General features: G+C 66.5%; 12 protein-coding genes. 6 read left to right on the top strand and 6 right to left on the bottom strand.

The window, feature by feature from the left end; translation table 11 throughout:
* Positions 1 to 9: 9 nt before the first annotated feature.
* The 3 genes from AC0YKC_RS14305 to AC0YKC_RS14315 all read right to left on the bottom strand — a co-directional run bounded on the left by AC0YKC_RS14305 (position 10) and on the right by AC0YKC_RS14315 (position 3,658).
* Positions 10 to 504, bottom strand: a complete 495-nt coding sequence (locus AC0YKC_RS14305) for a GNAT family N-acetyltransferase (protein ID WP_488511494.1) — start codon at positions 502 to 504, stop codon at positions 10 to 12.
* A gap of 344 nt (positions 505 to 848) precedes the next feature.
* Positions 849 to 2,129 carry an FAD-dependent oxidoreductase gene (locus AC0YKC_RS14310; protein WP_488511495.1) on the bottom strand — a complete coding sequence of 427 codons (1,281 nt, stop codon included), beginning with the start codon at positions 2,127 to 2,129 and terminating at the stop codon, positions 849 to 851.
* Entirely contained in the window at positions 2,126 to 3,658 is a 1,533-nt protein-coding gene (locus AC0YKC_RS14315; protein WP_488511496.1) for a glucosamine inositolphosphorylceramide transferase family protein, read from the bottom strand. The genes AC0YKC_RS14310 and AC0YKC_RS14315 overlap by 4 nt, the downstream gene beginning before the upstream one ends.
* Positions 3,659 to 3,904: 246 nt before the next feature.
* Here AC0YKC_RS14315 and AC0YKC_RS14320 point away from each other — a divergent pair, with 246 nt between their 5' ends.
* Entirely contained in the window at positions 3,905 to 5,995 is a 2,091-nt protein-coding gene (locus AC0YKC_RS14320; protein ID WP_488511497.1) for a GumC family protein, read from the top strand.
* A 1-nt stretch (position 5,996) separates the two neighbouring features.
* On the top strand, positions 5,997 to 7,316 hold the full coding sequence (locus AC0YKC_RS14325; protein ID WP_488511499.1) for a VpsF family polysaccharide biosynthesis protein: 1,320 nt from the start codon (positions 5,997 to 5,999) through the stop codon (positions 7,314 to 7,316).
* Positions 7,317 to 7,346: 30 nt separating this feature from the next.
* Here the strand turns inward: AC0YKC_RS14325 and AC0YKC_RS14330 are convergent, their stop codons facing one another.
* On the bottom strand, positions 7,347 to 8,549 hold the full coding sequence (locus AC0YKC_RS14330) for a TCR/Tet family MFS transporter (protein ID WP_488511500.1): 1,203 nt from the start codon (positions 8,547 to 8,549) through the stop codon (positions 7,347 to 7,349).
* A 182-nt stretch (positions 8,550 to 8,731) separates the two neighbouring features.
* Between AC0YKC_RS14330 and AC0YKC_RS14335 the strand changes: the two genes are divergently transcribed.
* Positions 8,732 to 9,400: a TetR/AcrR family transcriptional regulator gene (locus AC0YKC_RS14335; RefSeq protein WP_488511501.1), complete on the top strand. Its 669-nt coding sequence runs from the start codon at positions 8,732 to 8,734 to the stop codon at positions 9,398 to 9,400.
* Positions 9,401 to 9,409: 9 nt separating this feature from the next.
* On the opposite strand, the gene AC0YKC_RS14340 is transcribed toward AC0YKC_RS14335, so the two are convergent.
* Positions 9,410 to 10,684 (bottom strand): glycoside hydrolase family 5 protein, encoded by a 1,275-nt coding sequence (locus AC0YKC_RS14340; protein WP_488511502.1) that lies wholly within the window; start codon positions 10,682 to 10,684, stop codon positions 9,410 to 9,412.
* Positions 10,681 to 11,868, bottom strand: a complete 1,188-nt coding sequence (locus AC0YKC_RS14345; RefSeq protein ID WP_488511503.1) for a DUF1972 domain-containing protein — start codon at positions 11,866 to 11,868, stop codon at positions 10,681 to 10,683. The genes AC0YKC_RS14340 and AC0YKC_RS14345 overlap by 4 nt, the downstream gene beginning before the upstream one ends.
* Positions 11,869 to 12,217: 349 nt before the next feature.
* Between AC0YKC_RS14345 and AC0YKC_RS14350 the strand changes: the two genes are divergently transcribed.
* Genes AC0YKC_RS14350 through AC0YKC_RS14360 form a run of 3 tightly spaced genes read left to right on the top strand, consistent with a single transcriptional unit; the run spans position 12,218 to position 15,945 of the window.
* Complete coding sequence (locus AC0YKC_RS14350; protein WP_488511504.1) at positions 12,218 to 13,402, top strand: glycosyltransferase family 4 protein; 1,185 nt, start codon at positions 12,218 to 12,220, stop codon at positions 13,400 to 13,402.
* Complete coding sequence (locus tag AC0YKC_RS14355; RefSeq protein ID WP_320295972.1) at positions 13,399 to 14,706, top strand: MATE family efflux transporter; 1,308 nt, start codon at positions 13,399 to 13,401, stop codon at positions 14,704 to 14,706. The genes AC0YKC_RS14350 and AC0YKC_RS14355 overlap by 4 nt, the downstream gene beginning before the upstream one ends.
* A 9-nt stretch (positions 14,707 to 14,715) precedes the next feature.
* Positions 14,716 to 15,945, top strand: coding sequence for a GNAT family N-acetyltransferase (locus AC0YKC_RS14360; RefSeq protein WP_488511505.1), 1,230 nt, complete (start codon positions 14,716 to 14,718; stop codon positions 15,943 to 15,945).
* Positions 15,946 to 15,951 lie beyond the last annotated feature (6 nt).

Below are 15,951 nucleotides of genomic sequence, written 5' to 3' on the forward strand. Positions count from 1 at the left end.
AACGGTGCTCTAAGCCCTCGGCAGCATGTGGCGCATGATCAGCGAGGCGTGCCCGCCGACGCCGTGCGCGGTGTCGCGGCGTTCGACCACCTCGAAGCCATGCTTGCGATAGAAGGCGATCGCGCGGTCGTTGCCCTCGATCACCTCCAGCGCGATCGAGGGAATGCCGGCATGCGCGGCCAGCACCGCGTGCAAAAGGTCGACCGCGAGGCCGCTGCCGAATGCCTGCGGCTCGAGGTGCAGGCGCTCCAGCATCACGTCGCCCTTTGCGTCCATCGCTGCCATAGCATAGCCGGCGATCGAGCCGTCGGCGCGTTCGGCGACGAAGGACATCTTGTCCTCGTCCTCAAGCTCGGCCGCGAGCTTTTCCGGCGCATGTTTCTCGTCGGAAAGTCGTGCCACGGCCTCGTCGCCCATGATCGGCGCATAGGTTCGCCGCCAGGATTGGAGCAGGCGCGATACCTCGACAAGGTCGTTCCTCGTCATCGCTCGGATGCGGGTCATCGTCGTTGTCCTTGTTGCAATCTCAAGATAGGGCGAAGCGCGGGGTAGGGCCAATCCCCGCGCACGTGAAAGGCGCCGATCCCGTCGGCACCCGTGCCGGGCGTTGCGGCGGATATCACGGGCGGCTGAACGATCTGAATCGGCCCAAGCGCGAGCCCGGCAACGGTGAAGAACCGGCCCGTGCATGCACCGCCCGACAGCCCGCTGCCAAACCGATAGAGGCGGCAGCGGGCCATTGGTGCGACGGGAGTGCTGTCCCGCCGAGCAGGAGACACAGCTCACCCTGTGATCTAAACTAGCGTCGCCGGGAAACGCGACTTACGGATTCGTAAGCTCACTTGCGATCATGTTCCCAGGCGCGGCCCGGCGGGCAATTCCTGACCTGCCTTATCTGTGTGGTCGAAAGCAACTCCTGTTACGCCAGGCGCGGCGTCACTCCGTTTTCCCGCCTCGCGGAACCGGCGGGCGAAGATCATCAGGTGCCGCGCGGTTTTGTTGCGCAGGCGGCGCAGGCGCCATTCAAGCCCGGTCTCGGTGGTGATCCGCCTGGCATAGATGCTGGCGCGCATGGCTCTTTCGTCGGCGGCGATCTTGACCGGATCGTCGTAGAAGGCACTGATCTTGTCGGCTGCCATGCCGGGTGTTTCGAGCCAGGCGGGAATATGCGTCGAGCTGAGGCAATCGACATCGGTCAGCACCCGATGGATGCCGTCACCTTGCGCCGGGCATGTCGTGGCGAACGCATCGCCGATGAAGACGACGCCGTCGCGGCGATGGCCCTGCGTCGTCGTCAGGCTGACCTGCCTTACTTCGACCTCGCTGGCGACAGCGAAGTTGCCGCATCGCCCGGCAATCTCCGGCATGAGGTCCAGCAGCATCTTTTGCGGATTATCGCGGAACGCCCGCACCCATGGATCGGCGACGGTTCGATACACGAACATGTTCGCCCGCATCCGCTCGCCGATCCGGAAGATGGTAAGAAAGGCAATGCGATCGGCGATCCGCCTTGCGTAGAAGGTGAGGGACTGCAGCCCGAATTCCTGCGGCGTGATCGCAAGGTCGAACCCCATCGTCAGCGAATGGGCTTTCGATTCCTCGATGCGCTCTACGCCGATGGCGCGCCGCACCGCCTCGCTGTAGCCGGTGGCCACCACCAACAGCCGGGCGTCGATGACGGAGCCGTCGGTGAGCACCAGGCGCTGCCGATCCGGTCCGGTCGACACGTCGGCGACCTTGCCCACCGTCAGCGGCACTTGCGCCGGCAGCGCCGCGCGCATGCCGTTGACCAGCGGCGCGTAGGAAAAGGCGAACTCCGGACCTTCTTTGCGCTCGAAAAACTGGCCGAAGCGGAAGACATTGATGTCAGTCATCGGCGTGACGAGCGATCTGAAGACAGGCCCGAGTCCGAGCTTTTCGAACAGCCCCATCTGCTCCGCGCGGGTTTTCTCGGCCCGGAATTCGTCATGATGGATGCGATGCGGATCGACCAGCGCGACCTTGCGGCCGGCCTTGGCGAGCGTTATCGCCAGCACGGTTCCGGCGAGTCCCGCGCCGACGATCGCCACGTCAACCTCGGTCCGGCCCGGCGGCACGGCAGGCGTTTCGCGATCTTCTGCGATGCTCATGTCTTTTCTCCACCGCCCGCAGGCTTGGGATCCTGCCTCGGCGTGCGTTTCCAGCGCGGCGCCATTGCCGAACCGTCGATGAATTCCAGTCCGCCCGCCTCGTTGAGCGTGTGCAGCTTGCGGCCGGCCCAGCCCGCGCCGGGGTTGAGGATCGTTTCGACGACCTGCTCGAAGCCGGTATCGTCAAGCTGCGTAATGCGCGCTAGGCCGAGCGCGGCGCCGTAGCTCCTGCGGCAATCCTGCACCGGGCGCAGCAACTGGCCGCCGCGGCTGACCATGCGGCCCGCCGGACGCGCCGTGGCGATGTCGATCAGCAACGGGTTCTTCGGATGCGCCGTCCACGGCCCGCGGAAATCCGGCGCCGACCACAGATGCAACTGGTCCGAAAAGGCGCCGCCGCCGTCGCGCACGGTGGCGAACATCCACCAGCGTCCGCCATGCTCGGCGAGCGTAGCGTCGCTGGCGACGATGTCCGACAGAAGCGTCGCTTCCTTGACCCAGCCGCCAGGGAAAGCGGTGGCGCGGTAGAGGTCGACCGTCCGGTTGGCCGAGCTCTCCGGCACCATCCACATCTCGCCGTCGCGCTCGAACACGAAGGGGTAGGAGAGGTGGTAGGATAGTTCCAGCACCGGCTTCGGGGTGCCGGCCGGCCCGTTCGGCCCGAAAGCCACGGCCGAAAGGATCGCCTTGCCGGTGCGGTGGATGTAATCCTCGACGAACAGCGTCACCTGACCGCGATAGAGCACGGGAAACGGGTCGGCGTAAAAGCGGCTGCCGTCGTCGGCCAGGTCGCGCCAGCCCGATTGCGGATGAGCGCGAAGCGCGTAGAGATCCTTGCCTCCGGTCTCGCGCCAGCCGACCCGCCAGTGCGGTGCGTTGTAGGCGAGATGATAGATCTGCTGGACGATGCGGCGCGCCGTCGCCTTGGCCGCACGCACACCGAGCTTGGTAGCCGACGGCATGGCCGGAGCCGGCGCCTCGGATGATGGTTCGGGCAGCACCGGAAGCGACGAGCGCGCGGCGCCGTCGACCGCCGCGACGATCAGGCTGGCGCTGCGCGCCAGCATGTCCTGGAAGGACGCCAGCGCAATGCCGTGATATTCGGTGCCGAGCCGCCCTTCGGCGACCGTCGCGCCGTTCTGTTCCAGACGGGCGAGCGGGGTACGGCCGGCAAGGATCAGCGCCAGCAGGGCCTCTTCGCCGCAGGCGCCGTCATAGGCCAGGCGCCAGACCCGTCGGCCCTGCGGCTCGACATCGCCGATGAGGTCGATGGTGAGATCGGCCGGCGCGGACGCCCTCGAATGGCCGGCCAGTGTCGAAAGTGGCACACGTTTTGCCGTCCCATCGGCGGGCAGCCGATGGATCAGCGTCTCAAGCTGGAACAGCGCTTCGGCACCGCGCGGCACGCCGCCCGCCGCCGGACGCGCGTCGATGGCAAGCTCGATGCCGGGCAGCAGCGACAGCCGCTCGGCCAGCGCTACATGGAAAGCGCGCACGCAATCGCCGTTGAGGCGCAGGTTCAGGCGCATCGCCAATCCCCGGACGATTTATATCCGGTGCCGGCGGCCCGGCCGGCCAGGTCAAGCTTCCGCCGCATGCGCACGATGTCTCCAACTTAGGCTGCACTTAAATTCTACTGCGTCGGTGCAAACTTCGTGCCAGTACGGCATCAATTTATGAACATAATTAACAGTGTTTTAATCGTTGCCGGGAATAGCTAGGCCAACGCCGCATTCACGTCTTTGCCGGCCGATGGAGCGTTGTCGGAGCGATCTTTGCAATCACCCCTGCTCATGGTGCCTCAGCAGAACGCGCCGGAGGCGGTCGTGCCGGCGCCGGCCTATTACGCACATGCGCCCGCGCATGCCACGGTCGAGCTTGGCGATCTCGGTCGCATCCTGCTGCGCCGCCGCTTTCTGATCCTCGCCATCACCGCGCTGCTCACCGTGCTGACGCTTGTCTACAGCGTCCTGACGCCGGCGCTCTACTCCTCGACGGCGCAGATCATCATCGACCCGCAGGACCTCCAGGTCGTCACCAACGACGTCAACCCAAGCCGCATCTCGCCCGATGGCGGCATCACCCAGGTCGAAAGCCAGGTGGCCGTGGCGCAGTCGAACGGCGTCCTGCTGCGCGCCATCAAGGCGACCAATTTGACCGAGAATCCAGACTTCAACGGGCAGGGCGGGCTCGGCCGGTGGCTCGGCATGTTGTTCGGCTCCGACGACGGCGACAGGACGGCTGAGACGCTCGATTCTCTGCGCCGCCGCCTTGCGGTCAAGCGCGACGACAAGGTGCTGGTCCTCAACATCATCATCACCGCCAAGAGCGCCGACCTGGCGGCGGAGCTCGCCAACGCCATCGCGCAGGCCTATCTCGACGACCAGGCGCAGGCGCGCTCGAAGGCTGCCGCCGACGCCTCGGACGCGATCAGCGCCCGGCTGGAGGATCAGCGCAAGCGTGTCGAGCAGGCGGCCAATGCCGTCGAGACCTACAAGGCCGAGCACAACATGGTGATGGCGGCCGGCAATCTGGTCAGCGACCAGGAGCTGACCGATCTCAACACACAGTTGACCGCCGCCCAGACCCGCACCGCGCAGCTCAAGGCGCAGGTCGACCAGCTGCGCCGGCAGGGCGGCGCGCCGGACGCGACCTCGGAGGCGATGCGCTCGCCGGTCATCGCCAGCCTCAGGGCGCAGGAAGCGACGCTGGTCGACCAGATATCGCAGTTCGGCACCGCGCTCGGGCCGCGCCACCCCTCGATGATCTCGGCGCAGCAGCAATTGAGCGACCTGCGCAAGCTGATTTCGCGTGAGCTCGGCCGCCTCGTCACCGCAGCGGAGACCGACTACGAGCGCGCTCTGGCCAACCAGAAGGAGCTGGAGGCCAAAGTGGCGTCGCTGAAGGGCAAGTCGCTCGACACCGACCAGGCTTCGGTCAGGCTGCGCGAGCTGCAGCGCGATCTCGAGGCCGTGCGCACCGTCTACGCCAATTACCTTCAGCGCGCCCAGGAAACGCGCGAGCAGATCAACGTCAACAGCACCAACGCCCGCATCATTTCGCAGGCCATGCCGGCGCTGAAGAAGAGCTGGCCGCCGAAGGGGCTGCTTGTCTTCGGCGCCATCTTCGGCGGACTGGCGCTGGGTATCGGCATGGCGCTGATCGCCGAATATCTTTCGCCGACCGTGCTGTCCGCCAACCAGATGCAGTCGGCCATCGACGCGCCGGTGCTTGGCGTGCTGCCGGGCAGGGGCCGCCGCCGCTCCGGCGCCGCCCAGAAAACCGACGCCGTGGCGGGCCTCGCGCTGCAGCGCATCGCCGCCGGCACCAGGCGTCCGCCGGACTGGCCGCTGGTGCCCTCGATCCTGGTGGCGTCGCCGCCCGAGGACAAGGCGCCGCGGTCGAGGGTTGCATGGCAGCTCGCCAATGCGGCGGCGGCCAGGGGCCGCCGCGTGCTGTTCATCGACATCAATGCCGGCAAGGGCCAGAAGGACCCGCAGCCCGGCGTGCTCGACGTGCTGCGCGGCGAATACCCGCTCGAAGCGGTCAGCCGCTATGCGCCCGGCAGTTCGGTGGCGCTCGTCGGCAGGGGCCGGCCGACCGCGGTGTTCCAGGAAGCCCAGGCGCTCTATTTCGCCCATCGCATGTTGGCCGAGGCCAATCGCAGCTTCGAACTCGTCGTCGTCGACGGCGGCGCGCTGGCCGACGACCTCAACGTCCTGCCGCTGGTCGCCATGGCCGACGAGATCCTGCTCGTCGCCCGGCTGAACGCGACGCCGATGCGCGACGTCGCTTCGACCTCCGAAGCGGTCTCCGTCATGGGGCGGCTGCCGACCGGCGCCATGCTGGTCGACGAGGCGGCCTGACATGGCCTCGATCCTGGCCGGTCCGGCCCGGCCTGTTCCGGCTTCGGGCTACGCCATGGCCGGCCCGCGCACTGTCCCTGTCGACACGCTGACCCGTATCGGCATCACCGTGGCGGTGCTGCTTCTGTTTTCCGTCTCGGGCGGCATGCTGTGGCTCGCCGGCTATAATTACGACGGCCTGCAGGGCAGTCCGCTGAGCAAGATCCACCCGTCCACCTATCTCTTCGTGCTCGTCTTTGTCTGGCGCTCCTGCACCTTCGGCAATCCGGTCGGCTATGTGGTCCATGTCACCAACAAGCGGCCGGCAACGATGCTGATGGCGGTGATCTCGACGGTGCTTCTCTTCGTCGTCATCCTCAGGCAGCGCCCCGGCATGGCCGGCATGATCGACACGTTCGTCACGCCGACGCTGCTCGTGCTGCTGCTCAGCGAGGATGATGAGAAGACCTTTGCCCGGCTGCGGATCGTCATCCATGTCGTCATGACGGTGAATGCGCTGCTGGCGCTGTTCGAATTCGGCACCAAGCATCTTGTGTTCCCGTATCGGTTCGACGGCGCGGTATTCGTCAACGATCTGCGCTCGACGGCGCTGCAGGGGCACCCGCTGTCCAACGCCACGGTCACCTCCATCTATGTGCTGTCGCTGTTGTCCGGCGCGCGTTCCTTGTCGACGCCGCTGAGGCTTACGCTGGTCGGCCTGCAGTTCTGCGCGCTGGTCGTCTTCGGCGGCCGCTCGGGCATGGTGCTGACGATCCTGCTCGGCGGCGTGTATGTGCTCATCCGCGGCGTGGCGCAGCTCAGGACAGGACGCGTCAACCTTCTGGGCGCCGCGCTGGTGATCATGCTCGCCGCGCTGCTGCCGCTGGCGCTCGCGCTCGCCGGTTACTACGGCTTCTTCGACGCGCTGCTCGAACGTTTCGTCTCCGACAGCGGCAGCGCCAATGCACGCGTCGAGATGTTCGATCTCTTCAGGCATCTGGAATTGCGCGACCTGATCGTCGGGCCCGACGTCGACCTGCTGGACAGCATGCGCCGCATCACTGGCCTGGAGCAGGGCATTGAGAACCCGGTGCTGCGCTTGACGCTCTACCAGGGCGCCTTCTTCACGCTTTTGATCTTCTTCGGCTTCGCGCTGTTCATGCACGAGGTCGCGCGCCGCTGCCATCCGGGCATCTGGCTGCCGATGCTGGGCTGGCTCATCCTGCTCAACACCTCCGAAAGCATCGCCTCCAAGACGACGCTGATGACCAAATTCGTGGTGATCGCGCTGGCGCTTTATCGGCCGGTGAGGGCTGTTGCGCGTCAAAGGACGCAGGCGTAGCGCTCTACGGCGAAGGATCGCGGCGCAGCGTTACTGTGCCTCCGCAGCGCCCCCGCTCGCCTCTCGCCTTCTCGCCCCAAGCAACACCAGCGGCACAGCTACAAGATTGATCGCGATCACCGACAGCCAGATAGCGCCGGGCCACTGCTTCTGCGTGGCGAAGTAGACGGTCGAGAAGGCGAGCGGGGCGACGATGGAGGCAAGGCTGACCGCCGAGGCCAGCACACCCTGCAACTGGCCCTGGCCGTCCGCATCGACCTGCCTTGTCGCCAGGGCCTGGAAGGCCGGCGTGCCTATGCCGCTGAGCGCGAAGACCGGCATGATGGCGAACACCATCCAGCCTTGGTTGGCGAAGGCCATGGCGGTGAGCGCGATGCAGGCAAAGCCGATGCCGATGACGAAGGCCCTGCGCTCGCCGAGCAGCCGGGCTGCGGGGCCGGGCAGGAAGGCCTGCACCAAGGTTTGGCAAAGGCCGAACGCGCCGAGCGAAAGTCCGACCCAGAGGCCGTTCCACCGGAACGTGTCGAAACCCCAGAGCGCCCAGCAGGTGCCGTAGGCCTCGCCGGCGCCGGAAAGGATGAAATAGACCAGGACGATGGGAAGCAGGCCCTTCATCGAAAACACCCAGCGCAAGGGCTTCAGCGGGTTGAGGGCCGCGAGATCGATCTTCTGTCGGTCCGGGAGGCGCGATTCCGGCAGGACGAAGATGGCCAGGAGCAGGTTCGCGGCGTTGAGCACGGCGGCGGCGATGAAGGGCAGCCGGATCCAGTGGTCGCCGAGCACGCCGCCCAGCACCGGGCCGATGATGAAGCCGATGCCGAACATGGCGCTGAACAGGCCGAAGCGGTCGGCGCGCTTATTCTGCTTCGTGATGTCGGTGATGTAGGCCGTCGCCACGGAGATGTTGGCGCTGGTCAAACCCGCGATGGCGCGGCCGATGAACAGCATCCAGAGCTGCGGCGCAAAGGCCGTGATCAGATAGTTGATCGCGGCGCCCGCCAGCGAAATCAGCAGGACCGGACGGCGGCCGAGATTGTCGCTCAAGGCGCCGAGCACCGGCGCGAAGAGGAACTGCATGGCCGCGTAGAGCGCGGTCATGATGCCGGCATAGGCGACGATGCCGGGGCTGTGCGTCACCTCCTCGAGGAGGCGCGGCAGTGTGGGAAAGACGAGGCCGATGCCGACGGCGTCGAGGCAGATGGCGGCAAAGATGACGATGAGGGGTTTGTTCATGGGGGAACTCCGGGAGCGAAGGCTATCTCGCCCGGGCGGCAGCAGGGTCGAACCTCGCCGCGCGCCAGGCGTCAAACCGTAAATATACTGAGTTTAAATATGTACTGAGTACATATCGACGATCGACGACGCAGAGTCAACGGAAATATGTACTGAGTACCAAAATCATGCTACGAGGAGCCATGCCAGAACCGTCCGACCGCCGCTCCCGAAAGCGGGCCGCCACCAGCAAGGCCATCTCCGATGCCGCCACCCGCCTGTTCATGGAACGCGGCTTCGATCATGTGACCGTGGACGAGATCGCCGAGGCCGCCGATGTCGGGCGCATGACGGTCTTCAACCACTTCCCGCGCAAGGAGGACATGTTCTTCGACCGCGACGAGGAGGGGCGCGAGATGCTGCGCGAGGCCGTGCGCCAGCGCGCGGCCGGTGTCGCACCACTAGAGGCATTGCACCTGCTCGCGCACCGGCTGGTCGCCGAACGCAGCCCGGTGGTCGAATTCTCCGCCAGAAGCGAGCGCCTGGTGCCGACGGTTGCCGGCAGCGAAACGCTGAAGGCGCGGGCGCGAGCGATCCGCGACGAACTGGCCGACCTGGTGGCGGCGGCGCTGGCCGAAAGCGTCGGCCGCGACACCGCCGATCCCGATGCGCATCTTGCGGCCAACCTGCTGTTGGCGACCTGGACTGTCGCCTTTCTCGAGGCGCATCGCATGTTCCGACAGACCCGCAGCCGGGAGAAAGCGAACGATGCTTTCCTAGCTCTCGTCGACAAGGGGGCGATGGGCCTGGAAGCCGCGATGGCCGGCACGCCGTACCTGTCAGCGAACCAAACCTTTGGCGCGGTTTGGTGATTCAACAAATCAAGCGCGCGGCATCGTCAGCCCCAGCGCCTCTATCATCGCCGGGTCGAGGGCGCGCGTGGTGTCGTCCATCATCCCCATGCCGTCGAACAGGTCCCAGAACGCCCAGGGAAAGCCGAAGGCTTCCGCGCTCTGCCGCACATCGGCGATGTAGCGGGCGCGGTCCGGGCTCGGCGCGGCAGTGTAGCGGGCATCGGTGCGCAGCGCGCCGAACTCGCCCATGACAATGCGCTCGGGCGCGATGCCGTGGGTCTGCGCCCAGTCGCTCACCTGCTTAAGGTAGCGGTCGATGAAGCGGCGGTCGGGCTGCGCGTCGAAATAGACTTTCAGCACGCGCTCGGTCTCGGCATAGGCGGCCTTCTTGGCCTCTTGGGACCTTTCCGTGTCCCCGGCCATCCTTGCCCTGACCGAGGCCAGCGTTCTTTCCAGCGTTCCGGCGGAGGCCGGCCACGGCACGTTGTTCAGCGCGCGGTAGACCGGCTCGCGCATCCACGGCGCACCCTGATGACTGAACAGATAGGGCTCGTAAAAGTGGAAGGTGAACAGGATCGGCTCGAAATCCGCTAGCGGCGCCGGATCGAGCGCCGTCAAGCCCCGCACCATCGAGCCGCAGCCACCGGTGACGAGCAGCGGCACGCTCGGCCCCAAAACCCTGGCGGCCGTCAGCAGCGAGGCCTGCACGGCCGGCCATGCCTCGGAAGAACAGTCCTGCGGTGGCTCGTTGACAGGCTCCAGCGCCACCATGCCGGCCTTCCTGCCCTGGAGCCGCTCAGCGATTTCGCTCACCAGCCCCCGATAGGATTCGAATTCCGGCGCCGTGGTGCTGGAATACATGCGGTCGGGATTCCAGTAATGCGTGGCACCATTGGCCTGCACGTTGACGATGACGCCCAGATCGGCGCTGAGCGCCGCATCGACCGCTGCGTCGAGCATGCCCATCAATTCGGCGCGCTGTACCGCTTCGGTGGCAACGAACGGTCCCGGATCGACAGGCAGGCGGATGAAATCGAGGCCGCTGGCCCGCAACCGGGCAAGGTCGGCCGGCGTCGGCACCGGCCGCTGCGACTGGAAGGGCGGCCAGTCATAGTCGGTGCGGGGCGCGGGAAATTCGCGCGTCAGGGCAAACCATGGCCAGGTGTTGACGCCGCGCTTGAACGGCCAAGTGCCGACGGCGGGGCTTGCTGGCGAAGGTGTTGCGAGCGGCGTCGCGACCAGCGGCGCGGCGCCGGCGGCGAGCGCCGCCTTGAGCACCCGGCGCCGCGACCAGCCGGTCATGCGTGCTTGGCGCGGTCGGCTTTCGCCGGCGCGGCGGTGGCAACGCCGAGCTGCCGCAGCGCTTCCTTTTCATAGGCGGTGAGCACGTCTTCCCAGCGGAAGGCCTCGCGGGCGCGGGTCCGCGCCGCCTTGCTGCAGCGCGCCACCAGCGCATCGTCGGCCAGCACCTCGTCGATCCGTTCGCTCAGGCCATCGATGTCGTTGAAATAGATCGCTGCCTCGCCCGCGACCCACCGGTTGTAGCGGTTGTCATGCGCGATCACCATGTTGCCGGCGGCAAGCGCCTCGACCAGCGAAGGGTTGGTGCCGCCCACGGTGTGGCCGTGCATATAGGCGCGCGCGTGGAAGCGAAGCGCCTTCACCACCGCCTGGTCGTAGATCGCGCCCGGCATCATCACCGTGATGCCTGCCGCTTCGCGCACGGCGCGGTGGTAGGGAATGTCGTCGTTGAGCGTGCCGAGCACCACCAGCTTCATGTCGCCGCGATCGCGGCGGCGGAAGGCTTCGATGATCGGCAAGATGTTGTTGTCGGGTTCGATCCGCGCGATCGAGACCAGATATTTGCCGGGCTCGAGCCCGAGCGCGCGGATGGCTTCCTCCGGCGCCGAGGTCACCGGGTCCGCGCCATAGGCGATCGTGGCGATAGCGCTGCGCGGCCGCCTTGTCGCCAGATGGTCGGAGATCGCCGGGTGGTCGGCGACGAGCCGGTGCGAAAGCCAGGCGCCGATCCATTCGTTGAGCCAGAACCAGCTGCGCGCGGCCGGCCCCCATTTCGGCCGCCGCCACTCGATACCGTCCATGTTGGTGATGATCTTGCGCCGCATGAGCCTGAGCCAGGTCAGGAACACCGCGCCGTTATAGCCGAGCACCAGGCATACGCCCGGCCGCCTGGCGGCGTCGAGCACGCATTGCCAGTCGAATTCAAGCGTCGCGCGCGGACCGGTGGAGGCCACTTCGATGGTGATGAGCTCGATGCCGCGCCATGTCTCGGTGCTTACCCTTTGCCCGACGCGCTCGACCTCCTTCTGGCAGTAGACGCCGACCTTCCAGCCGCGTCCGGCCAGGAAAAGCGCCAGCCGCTCGGCGAAGGTTTCGAAGCCGCCGTGAGAAGCCGGAATGCCGCGCGTCCCCAGGATCAGGATCGAAGGCTTTTCGATCAGGGTGGAAGGTCGTTCCGGTGTCAAAATAAAGGATTCCCCGGGGTCCGGTCATGTTGTTACATCAATGACATGCCCAGCAACTTCCGTGCCAGGGTACCCCCAGAATGGATATTCACATGAAGGTGTAAAATTTCTCTTCAGGTCGCATGGCTTGCTTCATTATCGGTCAACTTTCGCGACGTATCTGTATCGATACGGGGCACGGCTTGGGTTCCCTCGTCGCAGCCGGGTATTCGCGACCCGGCATGATCCTTGCTCCCGGGCCTGCAGTGGCCACCGCTGGGTAGAGCGGCGTGCGGATTTGGCATGAAGTTTCTTCCGCGCTTGAAGTCCGGTGCTGAGCGGACTCGGGGTGCAAGGTGGAAAGATAGCAATGCGCATTGCCTGCGTTCATCAGGGCTACGAGCTCTATGGCTCGGACCGCAGCTTCGCTGAGAGCGTGGCTGCGCTGCGCGCCGCGTTTCCGGCCGCCGAGATCGAGGTCGTGCTGCCGCGCGAGGGACCGATCGTCGATATCCTAAAGCCGCATGCCAGCCGCATCGTGTTCGAACCGCTCTGGGTGCTCCGGCGCCAGGCGATGCTCAAGCTCGCCACCGTCGAGATGATGCGGCTGCCCGCTGCGCTCTGGCGGGCGTGGCAGCGCATGCGCGACAACGACCTGACCTATATCAACACCTCGATCATCGCCGATTATGCGCTGGCCGCGCGGCTCCTGCCACGCAAGGCGCTGCTGCACATTCACGAGATCCCGGAAGGCGTCCTGCGCAAGGTGCTTGTCGCGCTGATGCGCTGGAGCAAGGCGGATCTGATCTTCAACTCGCGCGCCACGCGCGCCACCTTCGGCGATCCGCCGGCCATCGATGCCGGGGGACGGCGCACGCATGTCGTCTACAACGGCGTTGCCGGTCCCGCCGCGGCCCTGCCCATGACCTATGACGGCAGCCGCCCGCTCAAAGTCCTGCTGCTTGGCCGCGTCAACCGCATCAAGGGGCAGGAGGTGCTGCTCGATGCCGTCGCCTCACTCCCCGCCGAATTGCGCGATCGCGTCGAGGTCCGCCTGGTCGGCGGCGCCTTCGAAAGCGTCGAACGCGAGCAGGCCTTGGCTGAACTGATCGGGCGCATGGGGTTGACCGGGCATGTCGAGGTGCTGCCTTTCGTCTCCGACCCCACCGATCATTATCGCTGGGCGGACATCGTGGCGGTGCCGTCGCGCCGCCCGGAGTCGCTTGGCCGCGTCGCTATCGAGGCGATGGGCTGGGGCCGGCCGCCGCTGGTGTCGGCGATCGGCGGGCTGGTGGAAGTGGTGACCGACGGCGAGACCGGCTGGCATGTGCCGCCGGGCAACGCCGCGGCCCTTGCCGGCAAGCTCGGCGAGATCATCCTGCGGCCCGACCGCTGGCGCGCCTTCGCCGCCGCCGGCCGCGCGCGTTACGAGGCAGTGTTCAGCGAGCCGATCGCCGCCGCCGCGATCGTGGCGATCGTGGCCGACAAGCTGAAGGCGGCAACGCCCCGGCAGGGGCGGGCGCGTGTTGCCCGCGAGGCGGAGACGAGCCCGTGAAGTTCACCTTCCCGGCCCATCTGGTGCGGCGCCTCATGCTGATGATCGGCGGCGAGGCGATGCAGAGCGGCTTCCATTTTGCCCTCAACATTGCGCTGCTGCATCTTCTGTCGGCCGAAGGCTACGGCCTCTTCGCGCTGGCCATGGTGATGGGCGGCGTCGGCCTGTCCTATATCCGCTCGCTCACCGCCGTTCCGGCCACCATATGGATGAGCAGAAGCACCAACAGCGCCGGCGTCAACGCCAATGACGTGACCTTCGGGTCGGCGGCGCTCGTGGTGGCGCTGCTGATGGGGTTCGGCACGGCGCTGCTGATGCGCCTGCTGGGCGACCCGAGCGGCATCGGCGCCGGCTGCTTCGTCGGCGCATGGTCGCTGCGCAGCCATATGCGCACGGCATTCTTTGCGCGCCGCATGCAGCTCGTCGTCTCGATCAGCGACGCCGTGTTCACGATCGCCGGCATAGTGCTCGCGGCGGCGGCGATCTGGTTTTTCGCGGATGCGCTGCAGGCCACCTTCTACGCGCTTGCCGCGGCCAACGTGGTCGGCATCGCCGTGCTGGTGAAGCTGGCGCGCCGCAGGCTGCGCATCTCCTTCCGCGCGCCAACCTGGCGGCGCTATGCAAAGCTCTGGCCGCAGCTCTGCTGGTCCGGGTTCAGCGCCACCACCACCAACATCCAGGGGCAATGCCTGGCCCTGCTGGTCGCCGGCATCGCCGGACCCGCGGCCTACGCACCGCTGGCGGCGGTGCTGGTGCTGTTTGCGCCGCTGCGCATCATCAGCCTCGCCTTCTCCAACATGACGCAGCCCGAACTCGCAAAGCTGGTGCGCAACAAGGAGTTCGACCGCGTGTGGACGCAGGCCAAGATCTGGGCGCTCGTCATGGGGCTTGGCAGCCTGGCCTATGGCGGCGGTATCCTGTTCATCCTGCCGATGATCAAATCCCAGGCTCTGCAGCATGCCTCGGTCGGGCTGATCGGGCTTTTCGCCATCGCCAACTTCGTGCCGATCATGGCCTATGTCATGCCGCGCGTCGTTCTCGAGATCCTCGGCGATTTCCGCATCGTCGCCTTCATCACCATGGCTGGCGCGATTGTCGGGCTGGCGACGATCGGGGTCCTGCTGGCTATCGCGCCATCGACATGGTCGCTGGCCGGCGCCGCGGTGTCCGAGACCTTCGTGCTCGTCACCTCATGGTATTTCGCGGGTCACCGCATGTGGAATTCCAAGCATCCGAACGAGCAGCGCCCCAGCGTTTTCGGCGCCTGGCGCCGCGCGGCCACGCTGGCAGTGCAGAGACGATAGGAGAACGATGTGGCAAGCCAGGCAATGCCGATGGCCGCAATGACGACCGGCTTGGCCGACGACGAGGCGACAGTGTACGCCGCCGGCGCCGCCAGCGGCGCTTACGTGGCTGAGCTGCACACCAGCCTCGAAGCGATCAAACCGCTCTGGCTACGTCTCGAGACAGAGGGCGTGTGCACCGGCCACCAGCATTTCGCCTGGGCCGAAGGGATCGTCGAAGGGCTCGTGCCGCAAAAAGCCGATCTTGCCATCGTCGAGGTGAGGGATGCCGCCACGGGCGAGCCGAGGATGCTGGTACCGTTGATGCGGCGCCGCGCATTCCATCATTGGGTGATCGAGTGGCTGAGCTGCGGGGTCTGCGATTATTCCGCGCCGCTGCTCGCCGACGCGACGCCTTGGACCAAGCAATCCGCCGAAGCTGCGTGGGCGGCGGTGCTTTCCGTGCTGCCGCCGGCGGACCGCATCCACATTGTCGGCATCCCGAAGCAGGTTGGCGGCGTCGCCAATCCCCTGGCGCTGCTTTCGCAGGCGCGCGACTCCATCCACTCGCACTATGGCATCGCCATGGACGGCGACGCCGAAACCGTCGTCAAGCGCATCTGTCGTCCGTCCTTCGTCAAGGCGCTCAACAAGGACTTGCGGCGGCTCGACCGCAATGGCGGTCTGGCGTTGGTGGAAGCCGACTCGACGGCCCTGGTGGACTCCATCTTCGACAAGCTGGTCGAGATGCGGCTCAGCCGCTTTCGCGAGCTCGGCCGGTTCGATCTCCTCGCGCGGCGTCCGGTCATCGATTTCTACCGCAAGGCCGCCCATCGCGGCCTGTCGGACGGTTCGGTGCGGATCTTCGGCCTGCGCGCCGGCGACGTCATGGTCGCGGTCCAATACCTGGCGGCTCATCTGGGCACGCTGCATGCGCTTCTGATCGCGATCGACCAGGGCGCGGTGCCCAATGTTTCGCCGGGACTTTGCATCATGGGAGAGCTGATCAGATGGGGGCGGGGCGCCGGGTTCGACTATTTCGACCTGTCGGTCGGCAACCAGAGCTACAAGGAACATATGGGGGCGGTGAAGGCGGTCCTCTCCGAACTTTGCTACGGCATCACGCTGAAGGGCATGGCCGCGAGCCAGGCCATCAAATATCGCGGCCAGGGCGTAGCCTTCGTGCGCGACAACCCGCGCCTGTTCAAGCTCGCGCAGGAATTCATGCAACGCTGGCGGCGACTGCGGGCGCCGCGGTGAGTAGGC

Source organism: Mesorhizobium sp. CNPSo 4661 (assembly GCF_057784215.1).

What these genes read in the sequence shown, in the direction of transcription:
- AC0YKC_RS14305 (WP_488511494.1), bottom strand. Translation starts at nt 504, where the DNA reads ATGACCCGCATCCGAGCGATGACGAGGAACGACCTTGTCGAGGTATCG.
- AC0YKC_RS14310 (WP_488511495.1), bottom strand. Translation starts at nt 2,129, where the DNA reads ATGAGCATCGCAGAAGATCGCGAAACGCCTGCCGTGCCGCCGGGCCGG.
- AC0YKC_RS14315 (WP_488511496.1), bottom strand. Translation starts at nt 3,658, where the DNA reads ATGCGCCTGAACCTGCGCCTCAACGGCGATTGCGTGCGCGCTTTCCAT.
- AC0YKC_RS14325 (WP_488511499.1), top strand. Translation starts at nt 5,997, where the DNA reads ATGGCCTCGATCCTGGCCGGTCCGGCCCGGCCTGTTCCGGCTTCGGGC.
- AC0YKC_RS14330 (WP_488511500.1), bottom strand. Translation starts at nt 8,549, where the DNA reads ATGAACAAACCCCTCATCGTCATCTTTGCCGCCATCTGCCTCGACGCC.
- AC0YKC_RS14335 (WP_488511501.1), top strand. Translation starts at nt 8,732, where the DNA reads ATGCCAGAACCGTCCGACCGCCGCTCCCGAAAGCGGGCCGCCACCAGC.
- AC0YKC_RS14340 (WP_488511502.1), bottom strand. Translation starts at nt 10,684, where the DNA reads ATGACCGGCTGGTCGCGGCGCCGGGTGCTCAAGGCGGCGCTCGCCGCC.
- AC0YKC_RS14350 (WP_488511504.1), top strand. Translation starts at nt 12,218, where the DNA reads ATGCGCATTGCCTGCGTTCATCAGGGCTACGAGCTCTATGGCTCGGAC.